Here is a 19,676-nt window from a genome sequence, read left to right as displayed (position 1 = left end):
TCTGTTATTGCCCCTGGTTACTCCTGGCTGCCACTGCTGCTGAGCACTACTGCCCCTGGCGGCCTTTTGTCTTGTCAACGCGCTCTTCGACAATTTCCGCGTCTTCGATGACAACATAATCTCCTTCCGCGGCCTGCCCGGATTTCTGCAACTTGCGTCGCAACCACCATATACGGAATGCGAGACCACCGGCGGCGACCGCAAATAATGCAAGAAAAGCGGTAAAAAAGAAAATGCCCAGGACTGCCATGACGATAAACACAGGGACCAGAAACAGATAGGTGAGCAAACGACCACCCCCTCCACCCGCTCTGAAGAGGGACTCTTCCGGCGCTCCCGTGCGTCCATCGCGGGTTATGCGTCTGATAACTATTCGAGGGTTTTCATCCATTATTTCGATTTCCGCCGTCGCATCAGTTCTTCAATCTCATCCACCATCTTTGGAGCAGCTGACGTCAATACTTCACACCCCTCCTCCGTTACCGTAACATCGTCTTCGATACGGATGCCGATATTATGAAAATGGGCGGGTACATCATCCGCAGGGCGGATGTAACACCCCGGTTCCACTGTCAGGGTCATTCCCGGGAGTAAAGCGCGCCATCTTCCATTCTGCTTGTATTCCCCGGCGTCATGCACGTCCAACCCCAGCCAATGACCGGTGCGGTGCATATAGAAACGCTTGTAGCCTTCCGTTTCCACTACCTCCTCCAGGCTGCCGCGGCACAGACCGTATTCAATGAAGCCCTGCGAGAGTACGGCAATGGCTGCATTGTGCGGAGCGTCCCAGGAATTACCGGGCCTTACCTCGGCTATCGCCGCCGCCTGGGCATATAACACCAGTTCGTACAAATCCTTTTGTGCCGCACTGAATTTTCCGTTGACCGGAAAGGTACGCGTGATATCAGATGCATAGCCGTCCAGTTCGCAGCCTGCGTCGATCAGCAACAATTCGCCTTCATTCAGCCTGTCCTTGTTTTCGACATAATGAAGCACGCAAGCGTTCGCTCCCCCGGCAACAATCAGGGTGTAAGCCGGCGCTTGAGCTCCGTGGCGGCGGAATTCGCGCAGCAGTTCCGCCTCCACTTCATACTCCCTCATGCCAACGCGAGTTTTCCGCATGACGTGCTGATGCGCACCCGCCGAAATCCGTGCCGCCTGGCGCATAACCTGCAGCTCTTCCGGGCTTTTGAACAAACGCATCTCGTCCAGCAGCCGGCGAATATCGCGAATGTCCTCGGGGGGAGTAAGGCCGCTGCGCACCTGTTGCCGCACTTCATTGATCCACCCCACTACCCGCCTGTCCCAGGCCGCGTCGTGACCCAGCGAGTAATAGATTGCCGGTTGTCCCGCAATCAGCTTGGGCAACTGCTCATCCAGTGCAGAGATGGAATAGGCCTCGTCGAACCCGAACGCTTCCCGGGCCGCTTCGGGGCCATAACGGTACCCATCCCATATCTCTCGCTCGGCATTTTTCTCCCGGCAAAACAGGATGTGTTTCGATACCCCATCCACGGGCCCGGCTACGATCACCAGCACTGCCTCCGGCTCGGTAAAGCCCGTCAGATAATAGAAATAGCTGTCGAAACGGTAAGGATAATGCGCATCCCGGTTCCGCAGGTGCTCAGGGGCAGTGGGAATGATGGCAACGCCTTCCTGCATTTGCCATGCCAGGGAGTGGCGACGATCGGCGAAGGATTTAACGGGGGTCATTTAGCAAGCATTTTTACAGTATCTGAATGATAAAGCAAAGTAAATCGGCCCATTCTTTTCCCTGATCCCGCTCCCGCCTGATTCCGGAGCGCCGGGAGGTGGCAGGAGGCAGTTCAGGACACCGGCCGCATCAGATCGATGTCGAGCAGGCGAAGACGTTCCGGAGTACCCACATCTACCCATGACCCGGCATAGCGTTGTCCGCTCACTTTTTCTCCGGCCATGGCCTCCTTCAACAATGGAGCGAGTTTAGCCACGGTTCCGGGCACAATATCCTGAAAAAGCTGGGGCTGATATATGCCAATGCCACTGAACGTAAGCATTTCTTTTCCGGTTACTGCAACCCTGCCGGCTTCGAGAGAAAAATCCCCGTTCGGGTGATGCGCAGGATTATCGACCAGCACCAGATGCGCAAGCGCGCTGTCCGGATGGTCCCGCAGGCGGTGCAAGACCGGCAGCAGAATTGAGAAGTCCATGCTGCAATAGATATCGGCATTCACGGCAAGAAAAGGTCGACGCCCTTTGCCAAAGCCCGCTCTTATGATAGGCAGGGCTTGCGCAATTCCACCCGCGGTTTCCAGCGCAACCGGTTCGGGCGAGTAGTGAATGCGGAGCCCGAAGCGCTCGCCATTACCCAGCGCGGCTTCGATCATCTGTCCCAGATGAGCGTGATTGATGACAATATCGTGAAACCCGGCTCGTGCGAGATTTTGCAGGTGATATTCGATCAGCGCCTTGCCTCCCACGCGCAGTAAAGGCTTGGGCAAAGTATCGGTCAGGGGACGCATGCGTTCTCCACGTCCCGCCGCGAGGATCATGGCCGTGAACCCGTTTCCCGCCTTCTCAGAAAGTATAGCCAACTTTCAGTCCCGGCTTGTTGCTCTCCCACCTGTCAAGCAGCGCCAGCAAGGGATTGAGCTCGCGGTAGCGTTCGCACGCCTTGCGCAGGTAATTCGCTACCAGCGGGATGTCCTTGAGATAACCACTCTTGCCATCGCGATAATTCAGGCGTGCAAATATTCCCAGGACCTTGAGATGGCGCTGCACGCCCATCCACTCGAAATCGCGGTAAAAATCCGGGAAGCTTGCTGCAACCGGCAACTGGAGTTTGCGCGCCTCCTCCCAATAGCGGATCAGCCAGTCCAGTATGCGTTCTTCGTCCCAGCGGATGTATGCATCCTTGAACAGGGATACAAGATCGTAAGTAATGGGACCATACACTGCATCCTGAAAATCGAGAATCCCCGGATTGGGTGACGTTACCATCAGGTTGCGCGAGTGGTAGTCGCGGTGAACAAAAACCCTGGGTTGCGCCAGATTATTTTCCAGAATGAGGCGGAAAATGGCATCAAGTTGCGCCTTCTGGCCGGCGACAGGCGTCACCTGCAAATGGTATGCGAGATACCAGTCCGGAAAAAGATTCAGTTCCCTCAGCAGCAACGCTTCGTCGTAATCCGGCAACAAGCCCGGCCGGCTCACACGCTGGATCTTGAGGAGAGCATTCGTGGCATCGCTGTATAAACGGCTTGCATCAGCATCCCTGACCGCGCTGTCGATGTTGTTCGAATTGGCATTCAACGCTTGCAGAAAGGTCGTGCTCCCGAGATCGGACAGCAACAAAAAGCCGTGGGATAAATCCTGTGCGAGAATCTCCGGCACATGGACACCTGCCGCCGAAAACAGATTCGCCACCTGCAAAAAGGAACGGCAGTCTTCCTGCTGGGGGGGCGCATCCATCACAATTAGGGTTCTGCCGTCATCGAACTTGACGCGGAAATAGCGTCGAAAACTTGCATCCGCCGAAGCAGGCGACAAGGTAAACTGCCTGTCAGGAAACTGCTCGAGGAGCCAGTTTTCCAGAAGACGGTAGCGTTCCATATAATCTGCTGATTGCCTATTTGATCGAAGTATGAGATTTTAACATCAAGTATCGCTTCTCACCGGTCCGGTGGCGAAGCGGAAACAGGAGGAATTATGGTTAATCAGAAAGTACTGGATGAAATTGTAACCAAAGTCAATGAACTGGTGGCGCAAAGCCCGGTGAAGGATGTCGAGAAGAATCTTCGCGTCATGCTTGGAGCGGTGTTCACCCGCCTGGACCTGGTAACGCGCGAAGAATTCGAGGTACAGCAGGAGGTGCTCAAGCGCACGCGTGAAAAGCTGATCGCGCTCGAAACACGGGTGGCAGCATTGGAAAGCGCTGCGAAGAGCGGCCCCCTGCCCAACACCCTGGACGTTCCCCCGGAAACGCTGGATGATCTGTCGGAGACGGAGTAAGACGCTATCCAGATTTTACATCAGTTTTTAAACACGCAAGAAATGCTCAACTCTGCCGTTTATTATCTGTATCAGATGATTCATTCCGGTTGAGAATTTTTTTGCATGCCGCTCGCTGTTCTCTATAGCCGCGCTATCGCTGGCATGGAGGCGCCACTGGTAACAGTGGAAGTTCACATTGCCAACGGGCTCCCGGGCTTTACCATCGTCGGCCTGCCGGAAGCGGAAGTAAAGGAAAGCAAGGATCGCGTGCGGGCCGCGCTGCAGAACACACGCTTCGAATTTCCGCCTCGGCGCATCACAGTCAATCTTGCCCCGGCTGACCTGCCCAAGGAAAGCGGCCGCTTCGACCTGCCGATTGCGTTGGGTATATTGGCCGCAACCGGCCAGATTCCATCGGACAAGCTCGGCCATTATGAATGGGCGGGAGAACTGGCGCTGACCGGAGAACTGCGGGCCATCCGCGGGGCGCTCGCCATGACTTATGGTGCCGCCCGCTCGGGCCGCAGCTTCGTGCTCCCTGAACAAAATGCGGCAGAGGCAGCGCTGGTCAGAGAAGCCGCAGTTTACCCCGCAACTTCCCTGCTCCAGATTTGCGCCCACCTTGCCGGGCGTGAACCTCTGCAGCTTTATTCGCTTCATGCGGAGAGGGATGCGGGTACAGGCGAGGGTGAGGGAAGTGCGCTTCGCTATCCCGGCATGGAAGAGGTCAAAGGACAGGCACAGGCCAAGCGGGCGCTCGAAATTGCTGCGGCAGGCAGTCATAGTCTCCTGACACTATGTCCTATTATATGACAATAAATATCATATTATTTTTGGCTATATACATGTACATGGAACCTCCTTTTAGATAAGAAGTTGTGCTCGAGCAGTAACCTAATCTTTCTATAAAACACGGGTTATTATGCAACGTACTGTATTATAAACCATTGAAAGGAAATGGATTCAAGGCTATCTACTTAAAAGCGGGAATTGACAGTGCTACGAGTCACAGCGGCAGGTGCTCATTCATTACAAACTTGGCAAGCAAAGGAGTCGGAGTTCGGGTATCAATGTCCTTAGCTGGACATCAGAGTATTGCGGCTGCTCAGCTATACATTGATGTTAATGATGACATGACACCAAAGGCGGTCAACCTAGTTTAGGAAGCCCACGCAGACCTTATCACGGATAATGACCTCTCCACCGCCCTACCTTTTTCTTCGTTTTTAATAGGTAATAAAGGATTCCCATAATTAATAAAGAATTTACTTTTCAAATAGGACGCCTTGGGTCAAGGCCTGATGACAAAATTCCCATCGAACTAGAACGCCTTGCGTCCAAGCACTATGACACCTGCACTAAATGCGGCTACAAGTTCGAGGAGTCGGATACCTCGTATTGGGGGTTTGGTAGTGCCGGCGACCCAATGTACGTGTGCAAGAAATGCTCTCCTGATTTAGCGGAAACCGTGAGACGTGAATACTTCATGGCTCGCTGGTATAAAGTGCCAGAGGCAGAAAGCATCTTATGGAGATATATGGACTTCACAAAGTTTGTTAGTCTCCTCTCCACGAAAACCCTATATTTTCCAAGCGCAGTTTGTTTTGATGATATTTGGGAGGGGGCAAAAGGGCTACGAAAGAACAAATGGTTATGGGATGAATTCTTTCTGGATTCGTTCCGGAATTCACTTCGCACTATCCCTACTAATATCCGTCCACCCCTGTCTGATGAGGAGATCGAGTCGGAGGCAATAAGAATGCTGCGTGAGCTTGAAGAAGGTGGAGAACTTGATAGAAAGAGAACGTTTATAAGTTGTTGGCACGAGAACGAGTTTGAATCTGAAGCGATGTGGAAGCTCTATTCATCGTCCGTGAATAATGCAATTGCTATAAGAACCACATACGAAGGCCTGTACCAAGCTCTCGGGAGGGATCCAGAAATTGAAATTGGCAGAGTTGAGTATGTCGATTTGCACAGTGATTTTGTGGATCTGAACGCTGCCTTTTGGCGAAAGCAGAAATCATTCGAACATGAACGAGAGGTACGTGCGCTGCTGATGAAGCCGGAGCATATCGAGTTAGGTTTGGCAATCCCATGTAACATTGAGAAACTTATAGAGCGAGTAATTGTTTCACCCCTTGCTCCAAAATGGTTTTTTGAGTTGGTTGATGACGTAAGTACAACCTATGGGTTCAAACTGACAATAGAAAAATCATCATTGATTCAAGATGTATTCTTCTAGAAGATGATGGATTTACCTAATTTAGGAGCAATTTTCCAAGCCTTCTTTTCGCGTTCGCTTTTCGTGTCTAGACAACCATTAAAAATCTTCCGAAGGTTTCCTAACCTAATATCTCCCAAACTGATCCTTACTTGCTAATTGATCCACGGAAGAACTGCCTCCACGTAAGTTCGTACCACAAAAGCATACTCCTCACTAGCTTCGCATTCTTCCTTTAATTCATGGAGAAGCACCTCCCTGATGGCTGATGTTTTCGTTCGAGCAATCTGATCAATGAGAGTAGCTACGCTCTCCAAACGTTCGCCACGCCGTTCCACTAGGTTGCTTCGGTTTAATGCAAGCCGTTTCTGAGTAACTAAACCTCTATCACTCCCTGGGATAAAGAAAATCATTGATCCTACCGCCATCAGATGATCTTCAGGCTTATCCTTGTAAGGATTTAGTAGAGGTGTTTGTGCGTCAAAAAAATCCCCCTTTTTTGTGTTGCAAACACTGCATGTATAAGTTAAGTTCTCATAGCTGTATCTCAGCTGAGGAAACTTAGACTTTGGAAGTAGGTGCTCTACATCTCCGTAATCGACGTGAGATATTTTGCTCTCGCAATAAGCACATTTTTCCGCAGTTTCGCATCGAAGTAACTCTTTAACTTCAGGTGCTTTATATGCGGAAGCCAGGGAATCTGGTATTTGTTCACCTTTCGCATCAAGTTCATTGTAATGCTGCTGGCGCTGTCTAATTTTCTCCGCAATCTCAGGTGGCACAGTCAATTTATTTAGCTTGATCATTGCCCATCCTTCTTCTGTGCCAGCATTGAAATCGTTTGAGGTACGTGCTTGCCCAAACCAAGCGAAGTCATTTCTTGACGAAGCATCATTAGGTTGTCTTCCGTGAAATCCTTTTTCGAATATTTTTCAATCAAATTCTCCAACCTGTTTTCGACCCAGACTGGAATCGTAAACTCAAGTCCAAGCACGTCTCTCAGTATTTCGTTGGCCGTCCCAGTTTTGTTTACTGTATCTAGCAGAGTGCTATTTACGCGGCGACTGTCGTCATATCCGAGTACATAAACATGAGAATGGGGTACAGATCCAACAATGAATGGACTGTGGGTAGCGACTACGAATTGTACGGACGGGAAAGCTGTCAGGAGATCTGCCAAAACTCTCTGCTGCAGTTCGGGATGCAGATGATTCTCAGGCTCATCCAGTGTTACCACAAACTCACTTTCTGATGGCTCATACATAAATACTTGCCACGCTAAATCTATTACTGCTGCAGCCCCTCCGGAGAGAGCATCGATAGAGAAGTTTCCCGTTTCTGTTTCTAGAATAACCTCCGGAACACGAATTTGTAAGCGTTTAAACCTGAGTTTTGGAGGAAGCATTTTTCGAAGAATTTCCTGAAACCCCTCAAAGAGCCTAGCAGACTCTGGGTCTGCATCTACAACTGCATTGCCATATCCAAAAGTAGCTAGACTGATTAGCGTTTCCTTCATGTAATACTGTGGAGACCATTGAGTGTAGCTTCCAAGGTATCTACTCTGGACAAGACTAAGATATTGGTTAAATACCTCCTGTCTTCTGCGAGGAATCGTCGGAATATTTTGAACCTGCTGATAAGTGGACGGTGCGCGGTGTGAAGGAATATGCAGGCCATCGATGCGTTGTCGTGCCGGAATACTTACATCGTATCTTGATCCGACTTCGCTATTTGGTACTGTTATTAGTGTCTCAGTTCCATCTCCGTAAATAATTTTCCCAATTGTTGTTTGCGATCCTTGCGCAGCAGCTTGCTTTTTCCGATTCTGCTCTCTTTCAAAGGAATGGATAATGTCAACTTGGATATCGTCTATATCCCAAAAATCTGTCGAATACATGAGACTCGGGTTCGACCGACGTGGTACTGGTGTGCTTATAAATGACCCGTCCCAACCGAAGTGCCTACTAACCAAATTTAATAACGTGGTCTTACCTGCTCCATTAGCTCCAGTCAGCACTGTCAGACGTGGGTGGAAATCGATGTCAACGTTCCGGAACTGACGCCAACCATGTAGTACGATTTTTTTAAACATTGCGTTGTCAATATGATGGGGCGTATTTAGATCATCACCGGGTTTTATAGAACACGCTCCATCTCACACGCTTACCCAATAAAAAACGGAGCAAATTGTGTGCTGGAATTACAAGGAAAAAAATCTCGTTATCACTTCTTACGGTATGTGGAGAAATATTCTTCAGTGCTGTCCCGGATTTAATACTGTAGTGTAGGGAATGCTGACGGCAAGACAAATAGCTAAGAAAGTATCTCATTTGAGATGTGCCGAAGAACCTCGTTTAGTTCCTCAACGGCACAAGTCTCCGCTTCCAAATAAGATAGTGGAATCATCGGGACTCTCAATTCGGCAGAGTTACGTTTCCATTCTACCAAGCGTCCATCTTGTTTTCTGATCAACTTTCGTCCACTGCTCAAACTCGTCGAGAATAAATCAACGAATCTTCTTGGCCCGATTCCAACAAATGCCTCAAACTGTACCTTTTTCGATTCGCCCCTACCATTCGCTTCAATTGAGTCTTCGTGTAGCTTTATTGCATAGCTCTTCGGATAGGGTTCAATGTATCTGACTTTAGAGATCCCTGCTGCGACAATATGCTTTGCACAGTTATGGCAAGGGTAAGTGGTAGAATATAAGGTACTACCCCGTATAGATATTCCATTCCTCGCAGCCGAGATTATTGCTTCCATTTCAGCGTGAACTGCTCGCCCATATTCGGAAATATTGAGTACTCCCGTGTCGCTGAGAATTTTTTTACCTTCTGCTATTAGATATTCATCATTTTTCTGACTGTTAGGCTCAAGCTTCTTCATGATGCGTAGGGTAATTTCTCTTTTTTCCATTTCATTTGAGTCCTTGCCCAACACGTAGTCTCTTTGATCCTCATCGGTAGGCCAGTAAAGCCCTCCCCCAAAACGCGGCACATCGTTGGCTCCAGTCGCAATTATGTCGTTGTATACGTTAGAGATTACCGCACCAACTTGTCTCGATAGATCGGCGGATCTAAGGGATGCTGCGTATGCCATAAACATCGCATACTCATCAGCTGTTGGGGAAACGACAGGAGCTGCAAATAAAAGGTCTAGTATTCTAGAAAGTTGTTCAGAAAGGCGTGCCGTATCATCTGTCGTAACAAATGCATCTGCTAATTGGAAAACGTCTCGCGTTCTCTGTCCAAAGTCACCTGCTTCTTTATCATCTCGGGAGATCAATCTATCGATTTCTTCTTCCGGCACACCCTTTATATTTTTGAGATAGTATTTTCGGCTTTCAATGCTCGAAGATACGCCTAATAGAAAAAAACCATCCCCGTAAACACGGCGAAGTGTTTCCACTTCAGTAGGGTGTTTTAATGATCTAATTACATGTGCATATCTTTTCAGTAACCTAGTTTTACCATTGATACTGGCTCTTTTCTGATTGATCGCCTTTATTGCCAAAAGCGCATAAAAATCTCCTCTCTTGAATTTATTTCGAAGGAATCTTCCATTGTTCATTCCGTTATCAAGTCGTTGAAGCTCTGTGAGGTTAGGGAGAGGAGCTTCTATGTAGGGTTGACCGAGTTTGCTGATATGGATGAAATGAAATTCGTAAAGAAATTGATTAAAAAAAGATTCCAATCGGTTCTGTACGTCATCGAGATTTACCCCAACCGGGGCGACAATACCCAATACCAGTTCGCAATTCTTCAATTGGTTATCTATTTTCATATTTTTGTTTTGGTTGAATAAACTACTTAGAGAAACCTTAGAGAACAGGGGGTTACCATTTTTATCGATAGGAATAATACTGACAATTGGACTTAGGTACACCTATTGTTGAGTATGGATATCTGAAGTGGAAAGTCTTGAGCGGCTGCCATGATCCATGCTGGGGCAAAGCGCTGATCTTAAGCAGTAACGAAAACTCAAGCGGGGACACAACTTTGGCAATGTTATCAACAGACCTGTCCCCGCCAATTGGGGAAAACTATGAGCAAAAAAGGTGATGCTGCATCCTTTCTCTGCAACAGGCAATGCGCTTGTTGTGCCTGAAATCCCATGGTGCAACAGGTGCTGAATCACTCCACAGCAACTGTTTTGCCAAACACCACGTTGGCCAGGTTTTACCGGGATACGGTGCCAAACGGCTGCGCACTCACTTTCAGGCGCATCATCCCCAGAAGTCTGATTTTGTGCTGCCGATTTGACTCATCGAGGACTGTCAGCGTATTGCCATTCGCAATCTTGACGACTTTTCTGCTAAGGGGTTTTTGATTGAGCTAGGCAGGCAAGACATAGATAACCAAGCCAATTAATAATTGGCCCAATCTGGAGAAATCTGTCTTGTGGCATTACGCGATTATCGTAATGGCAGCTTCATGTTCGCAGCGCAGACCGGACAACGATTTCAAAACAGAGGTCAACCAATACATTGGCGGTGTCTTGAGGATGCTCTTTGTCTTCCACTATGATTTTCCACCTGTCGCATGTCAGGCAAGCACTGCCTTCAACCGTTTCTCGATCAATTCCATGTTATGCAGTCTCTTCAACTACACGAATTTCAAGATGCAGACCGGCCGCAGCAGCCATATTCACCAAGGCATCTAGGGAAAACAAGTTGATTTTTCCACGCATCAGATCAGAAATACGAGGTTGCGTGACTCCAAACAACCTAGCAGCTTCAGTCTGACTGATGTTATTGCGAAGCAGATGATTTTTCAGCGCCAGCATCAGGGAGGAACGAAGCTTCATGTTTTCTGCTTCTTCGGGAGTATCTTCAATCGCATCCCATACACTGGCAAATCGTTCGTTGCTCATTTGGCTAACCTCAATTCCTGTAAAAGATCGCGATACCGTTTCTCGGCTAATTTAATATCTTCCTTGCTGGTTTTTGCGGTTTTCTTCTGGAAGCAGTGAAGCACGTAGACGGTATTAGCAAACTTTGCAACATAAATGACCCGGAAAGCACCGGATTCATCCCAGATGCGGATCTCGCGTACGCCTTGGCCAATCGTATTCATCGGCTTCCAATGATCTGGCTCGATACCATGTTGCACTAGGTGGAGCTGAAATCCCGTCTCACGCCGAGCCAAAACAGGGAAGGTGCGTAGATCACTAAGGGAATTTCCCCTGAACTCGATTGGCTTTGGTTCGTCTATCGGCTTATTCACCCATCTATTATATAAAATATTGTATGTTAAGACTATCGGAACAATGCGCTCCGCTCAAGCTTATAAATAATTGAATTGCGAGATTAAAAAGTAATTACGGGTGGATCATCTCTCTCATCTATTCCACATTCACAGTTTGAAATAACACTCATCGAACGATATTCCGCAGTGAGCTGCTCTATATGCTCTCGCATTACCCCACGGGGTTGAGGTAATGCAAAAGATTAGTCTGAATAGGCCACAAGAAATATTGGCCCTTGCCAAGGAGCACCATCAGAAAAACAAGGAGAACGCTGCTTCAAGACAACGGGAAGAGGAGGAAAAAATGCTGCTGAGAAAGAGGTTATTCTGAACCATGCCGATAAATGAGTTGCAAGCCGCGGGCGCAATTTTTGCGAAGGTAATCCTGCGCTGCCTGAGCTGGTGCAGTCGCAAGCTTGATACACTATATTGAGTATTGGGTTGTGAGAAACTGATAGGCGGCTGGGGGAAGGGTAAAAAGCCTAAACGGATGGCCAAAAGACAATTGGTTCACCTTGGCAGGTAACAGTTGTCATAACCAAACTACTCGGGAGGTAATCAGTGTATTTAAAAAGCCTGTTTGCCATAATTTTGCTGTTAATGATGTCGGGCTGTGCTTCGATCTACCAGACCAAACAGATACTTGGGTCAGAAGACGAGAAAGTTGGAATAACGCGGCAGTATTATTTACCTAGGGGACTTGTATCAATTAGTGGTACGGTCGATGAGAAAAAAGAAGTTAGCGTTACTGTCGAATCGAAATTGGTTCCGGATGAAAAGGCAAAAAAATTATATTTAGTCCCTCATCACAGTTGGTGGTATGACGACAATTTCGTCGTTGAGACTACTAAAGACGGTTTGCTTACGAGCGTCACCACAAAAAGTACCTATAAAGGAATCGAAATTGCCGAGCAAATAGGGGCGTTTGCTGGTGCTGTAGCAAAAATCGTGCCGTTGGCTGAATTGAAAGAGAAAGAGAAAGAGAAAGAGGAAGAGGAAGAGAAAACTTGTGTCCCCGCCCTTGCTATACCTTTCACCGTACATGTCGACATTGATCCATATAATAAGAACGACCTCCAGTTGAAGGAGCTGAACGCGAATTGTTTCTTCCTAGAGATCGGCGAGGACGACCGGCTGAAGGACTGGGAGGATGCCCTGAAGCAAAAATTCGACCAAGCGAAAAAACAGATGGAAAAGGAAAAGAAATTTAAACAAGTGGAAGAACAGACGGATAAAACGGAGACGCCCGGCATCCCTGGTATCGTTTACCGAGATCCATTTAACTTATTGATTAAAATAGAATATAAAGGTAAAGGTGATGATGTAGAAAGGAAATTGTATTCGTTCTGGGTAACCATACCTGATCGAAAAACGGTTAGGTCCGCGCCGGTCAATCGTGGTGTGTTTGTAACGAGGCAGCATGACTATACATTTTCTAATGGAATGCTAACTAAATCGACGTTAGATTATCCGAGTGAAATATACGGACTTATAACGACACCCCTCAGTCTTCTCAACGGTGTTGCCCAAGCAATTACCGGAAGATTTGACACTGCAAAGGAATCGGCTGCCAATGAAGCAGCATACCTTGACGCACGGCGGCAACTTCTAGAGGCAAGGAAAAACTTGGAGGACATGAAAAAATAACTGCGTTGGAGGTATTTAAGTGAACTGCGGCTGCCAGTACTTGCGGATCACAGGCCATGATAGGCAAAGCGCTCCGCCTTACCAGGGTCGCCTAGTTTTACGTCTTCTTTAAAATCGACAGCAGCTCAGACCATATGGCAGAAACCTGTTTTAAATAGGATCAACTTAAAAATCCCAGAATCACCATTTGTCTAGCGGATCACGAAGACGAGTACGCCTTTTCTGCTTAGGAGCGAACGATGTTAAACATTTTTAACTTTGCTGACTGTAGATCCGCAATTATTCGCTGTAATCTTGTACTTATTGTATTTGGGCTTACGAACGTCGCAGTGGCGCACGACTTGCCGGGGTTAAAATCGGAAAACTTATCGAATATATCGGACTCCACCGGACTAAGAAATTCGACACCTGCACCCGATCAAATTAGCAGCGATAAAGACGAAAATTCGCAACTGCGCAACTCCGAACGCGCGACGTTAATCGCCATGAAAGATCAGAGTCATGCTATTGTCATTGCTTCTGCTCTAGCTAGAGAGGCCGGATCTCAAAATATATATGGTCTAACTGAAGCCGACAAAAAGAAAGTCGAAGCTGTAATTCTGCGTGCTAAAACTTGGGACCCAGGCACAATAGTAAAGATTTGCTTTTATGAGGAAGGGAAAACTGCGAGGCCAGCTATTGTAGAATTTGCTAAAACTTGGACGAATCACGGTAACGTTAAATTTGATTTCGGAGTTGCCCCCGCTTACAGAACCTGTTCTCCAAATGAAAGTAGTAATATTCGAATTACATTCCGTACGAAAGGTTATTGGTCTTTGATCGGGACGGACTCTATGTATAGAGTATCTGCTCCTAGTATGGGTCTTCAGGATTTTGATTCTCGTGATCCCAAGGATCCAGAATTTGCTACTACTGTATTACACGAATTTGGGCATGCGCTAGGCTTTCATCATGAACATCAAACACCAGCTGCAGACTGTGAAGCTCAAATGGATACGGGAAAGATAAAACAAATATACAGATGGGACGATAGTGAGATAAAAGAAAACTTCCATAGAATTGAAGTTTCATCGCTAACTGGTATGAAGAATGGGTTTAAAGTGGGAGATTCCCCTGATGGCAAAGTGGCCTATACCGTATATGATCCAAACTCAATCATGCATTACGCATTGCCATACATAATTTTCAAGCAACCCTTGCCTAAAACTGGTTCTTGCTATATCCCACCAAACCGGACGTTATCGAAGATTGATATTGCTGGGATGAAGGAAGCGTATCCTAATACCGATCAAGCGAGCCTTACTGAACAAAATAGAAAGATAATTAAGGAATTAATGGTTGATCAGAGGCTCACTACGATCCAGAGGGCAGCCTTTTCCGTTTTACAAAAATAACCTAACGCTTCGCGGTAATGGGGTTTGAAGTCTTGGGCTGTTGCCGGTTTTGAAGACGCACAGCTAAGCTAATTGAGTTCTTTCAAAGTCTACAGGGCTGAGATATCCTGACCTCATCCCCAGAAACTGGGGTAGTTTTAATTTACAATCGGACTCTACTACGTCATGAAACTAATGGGAGGGGCAGGTCAGGAGGTACAAGGCCTCCAACTTACCTAATTTGTATCCGCCAGACTCGCTAATTAACATGAAGACTTATTCCGAGCCCAGACATCTACGGCTCCAAGCAGCTCCAGGGCTTCTGAGGCAGGTACCTTTTCAGCAATTGACTAGAGAACTGGGCTTAATGTTGCCCCATAGAGCTTCATAGATAACTCGATTTTGCTATCCTTCAAAACCAGCTTCCTTCCGGTTAATAAGTAATAGTTTGCATGCTCTTTTGTCAAATAGCTCCCAGTGTTTTTGTGAGTATTAGTTACTTCCACAAACCTATCGTAGCAGGGAAATGCCATCACTTTCTTTAGCCCTTCTGGTAAATTTGAATCCGACAGATCGAATCTGAATTTTTTATTACATAGTCGGATAGCAAGTTTCGTCAGTTTATCCTTGAATTTCACTTTATCTATCGTCTCTGGCTTCTTGAAGACAATATGAAAGTGAGGACGAAATATGGGGCTCTCACAAACGACTAATCCCTCCAACGCTTCGAATCTCTTGTGCTTTCCATATACAACTTTACTAGCTAATTCGATAATGCGACTAACTATGGGCTCCATGTGTGCTTGCTCAAGATTCAAATATTTCAACTTTGCATGTGGTTCACTGATCGTTAGCATTACTCCATTTGTACCTACCTCTCGAATCCAATCTGCCACCTCTTCTTTATTGATTATTGTTCTTTTCATTCCTGATTTCCTTATTGATCAATTTTTATTAATGAACTTGAATAGAATTCTTTCTTAATGATCTAAGGAATTCCATTATTTCCTGATAATGTCTTCTGATCTTCATCTTTTCTTTTAGAATCTCTAATCTTTCTGTCTTAAATCTTGTACTACTGATTACTGGAATTACAGACAGGACTCAACTAACCATCTTACTTACTGGTTTTGATTCTGCCCAAATTGCTCACGTCCACTGCGATCCATCCAGATAGATGCCAAAATCGTTGTGCTGTTATTGAATAATAAAAACAAGTATGCCAAGCCTTGTAGTTAAGCAGCTTAGCTCTGCTCAATCCTATTTAGTAAAAATACAAAGGTTTCTTGAGCAGTTGGAGAGCTTTTTGAATAAATCTCACGCTGTCGTTGCTAACTCTATTTGGCAGTAGGCGTATTTCACCACGTTGTAACATCAACTGAATCAAACAAAAAAAGCTCCTGACCACCTACTTAACGATAATTTTAACGTGCACGGCAATTTTCGTATAATTTAATTATCACTTTATGGTATTGATATTTAAAGGTATTTTTTATATTTCTGAAGTACGATCTGCGTGATTTGCCTAGTGATACTACGAGCTGTGCTGGTGTGGTTTTGGTTCGTTGAAACTTCTAATTTAGAGTTTCCTCCAGTAGTCAAATAGGCTTTGTGGTATGAAGCAGAGAAAAGTTATGAGAAGGAAATACTTGAATACCGAGATTACCTTGTTTTATCTGATGCCATTAAGTCTTCTATCCTTGAAACCTGTGTTAATGAGATTCGCACAGGCATTGTTCTATCTCAATGAGCAACCCACCAGAAATGACACTTTAGGAATAAGAAAGAGCACAAGGATTGAAGAATGTTTCCAGTTCAAGCAGGCGAAGTGGATAGTCAAGGCCTTTTTTCGTGTAACGAAGAGGGATTAAGATCGAAAATTTTACCAATCTTTCAGTTTGATCCGCTTGTGCCAGATAAGCGTCCCATCGGATTGGGAACTGCATTTCGTATTGACTCTTGGTCACGTTGTATTACGGCCTTTCATATTGGTGAAGATCTTTTTCAATTAGATGATCATGAAGCTGAACCAATTCTCAAAAAAAACATTAATCTGGCAGCATTAGATATCAGCAAGTTAGGCTACGGCTGTCTTTCAGTTCCAAAAAACGCATGGCGACCCTTGAGCGGGTTATACAGTTTGTGCGGAAAGGAATGTTCACCTATAGCGCCGCCTCGGATCCTTAATCGTACTGAATTGATGGTACTTCGCATTCAGCCAGCACAGCAAAGTTCCACGGGAAGTCCATTTCTACCAGTTGATTTCCATCGATGGACCCCCTCCAAAGGTGAGGAAGTAATGGCTCTTGGGTATGCTGGGATCGATCAAGACCAATATGACCTTGGTGAAAATCGTCCAATTCGCGCTCATCTATATGGATCAGTTGGTCGTATTATCGATATAGAAAGAGTTGATTTTGATAGAGTACGTCTCTGGCCATTTATTCGAGTTGAGGCTAAGTGGCCAGGTGGGATGAGTGGAGGCCCTGTATTTAATAAATTAGGCCACGTTATAGGGGTTGTTAGTACAGGAAACGAAGACTCTAGCACCGCAGTCCTTTTCTCGGGCTGGGATGTACCTCAGCAAATATTTGGTTCGATTGATCCCGTTAATCCTGGCTTCTTTTATTGCTACGGTGTATTCGAAGAAACCGGTGAACTTGTTCTATGCGGCCAGGATGAGAATGAAATAAAAGAATTTGCTAGAAGTAGAGGTTTGGTTGATCAATGTATTATTTCCATCAATCCGATTACGCACGATTACGTCAGACGTTAATTAGCCTTTCGGTAACCGGTAAAATCCTATCTACTGACCCTCAAACTTGAGTTCTGTTTTCGCAGCCAGTGTGCAAAAAATTGAGCTTTCTCATTCAACATGCTTGATAACCAATTTATATCTCGATTCGTGCTGCCGGAGTTTGTAAAGTTTTACGGAGGACAAACCTTGTTCTTTCCGTTGCTCTATCATTGTTCGTATCTTATCTTCATCTTTTCTATCAATTCGACAGCCTAATATTACTCCCGTCAGTATTTTCGAATTAAAGTCTTGATACGTTCCTGCACCATTAGGTTTTACAATGCGCCACTCTTTTTCATACTCCCACCCGTGATGCTTTGTCAGTAAGGCGATTGAGTATTTATTATCGCGCCGCTCAAAGTATTCAATACCTGGAAAATCATTTGAGTAAGAGACAGGCTGCAGCCACTTAAAAGAAAAAATATCAATTGCAAAATTGAATTGAAAAGCAATCCCTCGATGGTGATTCGCGTAATGGCTCCACATAAGAATATTGCAAGGTGCTGTGCTTAGGCAGGAGACGCCAAATGAATCTACAGCTTCGTCTAGGGTAAGCTTGTGGATCGTTCGCAATTTTTCTGGGTTATCTAAGAGCTTTTTAACTTCTAGTACCCGATCTTTCTCGGTTAACTGGGGTGTTCTTATTTTTAGGAGTTGGTCTAAAAAATATCGTTTCTTTTCTTTAGGGACACTGTCTGTAAAATAAGCTCTCATGTCAAACGGATCGTTGAAATTCGCGGGTCTGCTAAGGTAAAACCGGGAATTTATTAAATAGTCGCTAGCATGCTCCCATTTCTCCTGAGGCTTATTCGGATTATGGGAGTGCAGAGAATGATATTTATAGAAAAAAAGAGGGAGCTTCTGCTCCTTGAGTTGAGCAACTCTCTGTTGATATGGAAGTTGAGAAAATTCCAGCTCTTTCTGCTGTCGGCCTTGTTCCCTACGCAAGAGTTCTAATATGAAGTTCATGACTGAAGTTACGGATTCAGATTATTAACGGGCCGTAACGGTTGGTTAATCGTAACGTCTTGAGGGGGCGAAAGCAGGAGCACAATGTTTACCAGCTGAGATTGAAGTGCAGAGGACCTTAACAAAGGTCAGAATTCCTCTTCTACGAACTGCTTGCTGTCCTCATTTAGTTCAGCTTGTTTGAATTGCCCCGGAACCTATTCACAACCAGTGAAAAATTTTCTCCCATAAAAATGTGCCTTACTACACCGGTTCGATACTCAACTCTAATTTGTTTGGAATAGAGTGTTGACCTGCTATTGATTTTTGTAGCCAGTTTCGAAGTGGGTCTTCCGGTTCAAACATTCTGGATTTGCAACCTTTGCAAGCCTGCCTGGGCTGGAGTTCGGTTGGCGAGCGCAGAATGCGGGCGCTCGTTGTTATAAAACTGCCGCCATTTCTCGATCAATACTTTCGCTTCCTGCCGTGTGATGAACCATTCGCGGTTGAGGCATTCATCACGCAATTTACCGTTGAAGCTTTCCACGAATCCATTCTGCCAAGGGCTGCCAGGCTTGATAAAGGCTGGCCCCACGTTATTGTCTCGCAGCCATGTCATTACTGCGGTTGCAGTAAATTCAGCGCCATTGTCCGAGCGAATAAAGGCAGGCTTTCCATAGATACGCATCAGCCGTGACAGGGTCAGGATGACATCCTGGTTACGCAGCGATTTGCCGACTTCGATTGCAAGGCACTCACGCGTATGCTCATCCAGCACGCAAAGCAGCTTTAGCGTCTGCCCATTGGCCAGCCGGTCATGGACGAAATCATAAGTCCAGACACTGTTTGGTTTTGTTGCTCCAGGAAGGCGTATATCCGTCCCGCAGCGGCGTTTCCTGGGCCTGCGCCTGGGCAAGCTTAGTCCCAGCTTACCCCACAAGCGCCACACACGCCCCATACTCTGATCAGTCATGACAGCAATGCGCCGATACCCAAAACGGGGATAGCGGCTTGATGCTTCAATTATCCGTGTGGCAACAGCACGATCCTTAACGGGCTGCTTGACCTCATAACTGCCAATACGACGGCTTACCCCGACAATTCGACACGCTGATCGCTGCGATAACCCCTTGCCCGTCAAAATTCCAAGCGCTTCGCGTCTGGCTGCCGGGGTTACCATTTTTTTGTGGCAATCTCCTTCAAACCCTCGATAGCCAGCATCTGCTCAGCAACAATCTTCTTCAGCTTCGCATTCTCCGACTCCAGATCCTTTAACCGGCGCGCATCCGATACCGTCATACCTCCAAACTTCGTGCGCCACCGGAAAAATGTCTGCTCCGTAATGTTGTGCTTGCGGCATACATCTCGGATAACCACCCCATCCGCTTCACCTTCCCTCAGTATCCCAATAATCTGCTCTTCACTGAATCGCTTCTTCATTTTCGCCTCCATGTCAAAATTAACATGAA

Annotated in this window: 18 protein-coding genes and 2 pseudogenes; 7 read left to right on the top strand and 13 right to left on the bottom strand. The window is 46.4% G+C overall.

Annotated elements, in window-relative coordinates:
• Positions 1-46 precede the first annotated feature (46 nt).
• The 4 genes from NMUL_RS16055 to NMUL_RS00640 form a co-directional block, all read right to left on the bottom strand.
• Entirely contained in the window at positions 47-391 is a 345-nt protein-coding gene (locus tag NMUL_RS16055; protein ID WP_011379493.1) for a hypothetical protein, read from the bottom strand.
• Complete coding sequence (pepP, locus tag NMUL_RS00650) at positions 391-1,713, bottom strand: Xaa-Pro aminopeptidase (protein WP_011379492.1); 1,323 nt, start codon at positions 1,711-1,713, stop codon at positions 391-393. The genes NMUL_RS16055 and pepP overlap by 1 nt, the downstream gene beginning before the upstream one ends.
• A 113-nt stretch (positions 1,714-1,826) precedes the next feature.
• The gene (murU, locus tag NMUL_RS00645; protein ID WP_011379491.1) at positions 1,827-2,531 is read right to left on the bottom strand and encodes an N-acetylmuramate alpha-1-phosphate uridylyltransferase MurU; all 705 of its coding nucleotides are present in this window, start codon (positions 2,529-2,531) and stop codon (positions 1,827-1,829) included.
• A 25-nt stretch (positions 2,532-2,556) separates the two neighbouring features.
• Positions 2,557-3,591, bottom strand: coding sequence for an aminoglycoside phosphotransferase family protein (locus NMUL_RS00640; protein WP_011379490.1), 1,035 nt, complete (start codon positions 3,589-3,591; stop codon positions 2,557-2,559).
• Positions 3,592-3,687: 96 nt separating this feature from the next.
• Here NMUL_RS00640 and NMUL_RS00635 point away from each other — a divergent pair, with 96 nt between their 5' ends.
• The 4 genes and pseudogenes from NMUL_RS00635 to NMUL_RS00625 all read left to right on the top strand — a co-directional run bounded on the left by NMUL_RS00635 (position 3,688) and on the right by NMUL_RS00625 (position 6,217).
• Positions 3,688-3,990: an accessory factor UbiK family protein gene (locus NMUL_RS00635; RefSeq protein ID WP_011379489.1), complete on the top strand. Its 303-nt coding sequence runs from the start codon at positions 3,688-3,690 to the stop codon at positions 3,988-3,990.
• Positions 3,991-4,095: 105 nt separating this feature from the next.
• A pseudogene (locus tag NMUL_RS00630) lies at positions 4,096-4,776 on the top strand (magnesium chelatase domain-containing protein); the annotation flags it as partial.
• Between the two features lie 143 nt (positions 4,777-4,919).
• Positions 4,920-5,135 (top strand): tyrosine-type recombinase/integrase, encoded by a 216-nt coding sequence (locus tag NMUL_RS16560; protein ID WP_011379487.1) that lies wholly within the window; start codon positions 4,920-4,922, stop codon positions 5,133-5,135.
• A 323-nt stretch (positions 5,136-5,458) separates the two neighbouring features.
• Positions 5,459-6,217: a hypothetical protein gene (locus NMUL_RS00625; protein WP_202944829.1), complete on the top strand. Its 759-nt coding sequence runs from the start codon at positions 5,459-5,461 to the stop codon at positions 6,215-6,217.
• A gap of 134 nt (positions 6,218-6,351) precedes the next feature.
• Here the strand turns inward: NMUL_RS00625 and NMUL_RS00620 are convergent, their stop codons facing one another.
• The 6 genes and pseudogenes from NMUL_RS00620 to NMUL_RS00600 form a co-directional block, all read right to left on the bottom strand.
• Positions 6,352-7,002 (bottom strand): HNH endonuclease, encoded by a 651-nt coding sequence (locus tag NMUL_RS00620; protein ID WP_011379485.1) that lies wholly within the window; start codon positions 7,000-7,002, stop codon positions 6,352-6,354.
• Positions 6,999-8,093, bottom strand: a complete 1,095-nt coding sequence (locus tag NMUL_RS00615; protein WP_238529840.1) for an AAA family ATPase — start codon at positions 8,091-8,093, stop codon at positions 6,999-7,001. Before NMUL_RS00615 ends, NMUL_RS00620 begins: the two co-directional genes overlap by 4 nt.
• Positions 8,094-8,174: 81 nt before the next feature.
• Positions 8,175-8,288 (bottom strand): annotated as a pseudogene (locus tag NMUL_RS16555) (ATP-binding protein); the annotation flags it as partial.
• Between the two features lie 221 nt (positions 8,289-8,509).
• A complete protein-coding gene (locus tag NMUL_RS00610; protein ID WP_011379483.1) occupies positions 8,510-9,979 on the bottom strand; it encodes an anti-phage dCTP deaminase in 1,470 nt (489 codons plus the stop codon).
• 804 nt (positions 9,980-10,783) lie between these two features.
• Positions 10,784-11,068 (bottom strand): helix-turn-helix domain-containing protein, encoded by a 285-nt coding sequence (locus tag NMUL_RS00605; RefSeq protein WP_011379482.1) that lies wholly within the window; start codon positions 11,066-11,068, stop codon positions 10,784-10,786.
• A complete protein-coding gene (locus NMUL_RS00600) occupies positions 11,065-11,421 on the bottom strand; it encodes a type II toxin-antitoxin system RelE/ParE family toxin (RefSeq protein WP_011379481.1) in 357 nt (118 codons plus the stop codon). The genes NMUL_RS00605 and NMUL_RS00600 overlap by 4 nt, the downstream gene beginning before the upstream one ends.
• Positions 11,422-12,003: 582 nt before the next feature.
• On the opposite strand from NMUL_RS00600, the gene NMUL_RS00595 reads away from it, so the two are divergent.
• Together NMUL_RS00595 and NMUL_RS14755 are read left to right on the top strand one after the other, a co-directional pair.
• Positions 12,004-13,089 carry a hypothetical protein gene (locus NMUL_RS00595; RefSeq protein WP_011379479.1) on the top strand — a complete coding sequence of 362 codons (1,086 nt, stop codon included), beginning with the start codon at positions 12,004-12,006 and terminating at the stop codon, positions 13,087-13,089.
• Between the two features lie 239 nt (positions 13,090-13,328).
• Positions 13,329-14,483 (top strand): zinc metalloprotease, encoded by a 1,155-nt coding sequence (locus NMUL_RS14755; RefSeq protein ID WP_011379478.1) that lies wholly within the window; start codon positions 13,329-13,331, stop codon positions 14,481-14,483.
• 329 nt (positions 14,484-14,812) lie between these two features.
• Here NMUL_RS14755 and NMUL_RS00585 read toward each other — a convergent pair whose 3' ends face one another.
• Positions 14,813-15,388 carry a hypothetical protein gene (locus tag NMUL_RS00585; protein ID WP_011379477.1) on the bottom strand — a complete coding sequence of 192 codons (576 nt, stop codon included), beginning with the start codon at positions 15,386-15,388 and terminating at the stop codon, positions 14,813-14,815.
• Positions 15,389-16,266: 878 nt separating this feature from the next.
• On the opposite strand from NMUL_RS00585, the gene NMUL_RS15125 reads away from it, so the two are divergent.
• Positions 16,267-17,238 carry a trypsin-like peptidase domain-containing protein gene (locus tag NMUL_RS15125; RefSeq protein ID WP_080557658.1) on the top strand — a complete coding sequence of 324 codons (972 nt, stop codon included), beginning with the start codon at positions 16,267-16,269 and terminating at the stop codon, positions 17,236-17,238.
• A gap of 90 nt (positions 17,239-17,328) precedes the next feature.
• Here NMUL_RS15125 and NMUL_RS00575 read toward each other — a convergent pair whose 3' ends face one another.
• Positions 17,329-17,973 carry a DUF2971 domain-containing protein gene (locus NMUL_RS00575; protein ID WP_167535542.1) on the bottom strand — a complete coding sequence of 215 codons (645 nt, stop codon included), beginning with the start codon at positions 17,971-17,973 and terminating at the stop codon, positions 17,329-17,331.
• 592 nt (positions 17,974-18,565) lie between these two features.
• A protein-coding gene (locus NMUL_RS00570) for an IS3 family transposase (RefSeq protein WP_104009798.1) occupies positions 18,566-19,647 on the bottom strand; the annotation gives its coding sequence in 2 pieces (ribosomal slippage) (positions 18,566-19,395 and positions 19,395-19,647; 1,083 coding nt in all).
• Positions 19,648-19,676 lie beyond the last annotated feature (29 nt).

This window comes from Nitrosospira multiformis ATCC 25196 (assembly GCF_000196355.1).
GTDB lineage: Bacteria > Pseudomonadota > Gammaproteobacteria > Burkholderiales > Nitrosomonadaceae > Nitrosospira > Nitrosospira multiformis.
This window is presented reverse-complemented; position numbering and strand designations above follow the sequence as displayed.

Bases quoted from the DNA above. Each gene is read 5' to 3' on its own strand.
- NMUL_RS00625 (WP_202944829.1), top strand. From the start codon at position 5,459: ATGGCTCGCTGGTATAAAGTGCCAGAGGCAGAAAGCATCTTATGGAGA.
- NMUL_RS00605 (WP_011379482.1), bottom strand. From the start codon at position 11,068: ATGAGCAACGAACGATTTGCCAGTGTATGGGATGCGATTGAAGATACT.
- murU (WP_011379491.1), bottom strand. From the start codon at position 2,531: ATGATCCTCGCGGCGGGACGTGGAGAACGCATGCGTCCCCTGACCGAT.
- pepP (WP_011379492.1), bottom strand. From the start codon at position 1,713: ATGACCCCCGTTAAATCCTTCGCCGATCGTCGCCACTCCCTGGCATGG.
- NMUL_RS00610 (WP_011379483.1), bottom strand. From the start codon at position 9,979: ATGAAAATAGATAACCAATTGAAGAATTGCGAACTGGTATTGGGTATT.
- NMUL_RS00635 (WP_011379489.1), top strand. From the start codon at position 3,688: ATGGTTAATCAGAAAGTACTGGATGAAATTGTAACCAAAGTCAATGAA.
- NMUL_RS00640 (WP_011379490.1), bottom strand. From the start codon at position 3,591: ATGGAACGCTACCGTCTTCTGGAAAACTGGCTCCTCGAGCAGTTTCCT.
- NMUL_RS14755 (WP_011379478.1), top strand. From the start codon at position 13,329: ATGTTAAACATTTTTAACTTTGCTGACTGTAGATCCGCAATTATTCGC.
- NMUL_RS00615 (WP_238529840.1), bottom strand. From the start codon at position 8,093: ATGTATTCGACAGATTTTTGGGATATAGACGATATCCAAGTTGACATT.
- NMUL_RS00620 (WP_011379485.1), bottom strand. From the start codon at position 7,002: ATGATCAAGCTAAATAAATTGACTGTGCCACCTGAGATTGCGGAGAAA.
- NMUL_RS15125 (WP_080557658.1), top strand. From the start codon at position 16,267: ATGTTTCCAGTTCAAGCAGGCGAAGTGGATAGTCAAGGCCTTTTTTCG.
- NMUL_RS00585 (WP_011379477.1), bottom strand. From the start codon at position 15,388: ATGAAAAGAACAATAATCAATAAAGAAGAGGTGGCAGATTGGATTCGA.
- NMUL_RS16055 (WP_011379493.1), bottom strand. From the start codon at position 391: ATGGATGAAAACCCTCGAATAGTTATCAGACGCATAACCCGCGATGGA.
- NMUL_RS00575 (WP_167535542.1), bottom strand. From the start codon at position 17,973: ATGAGAGCTTATTTTACAGACAGTGTCCCTAAAGAAAAGAAACGATAT.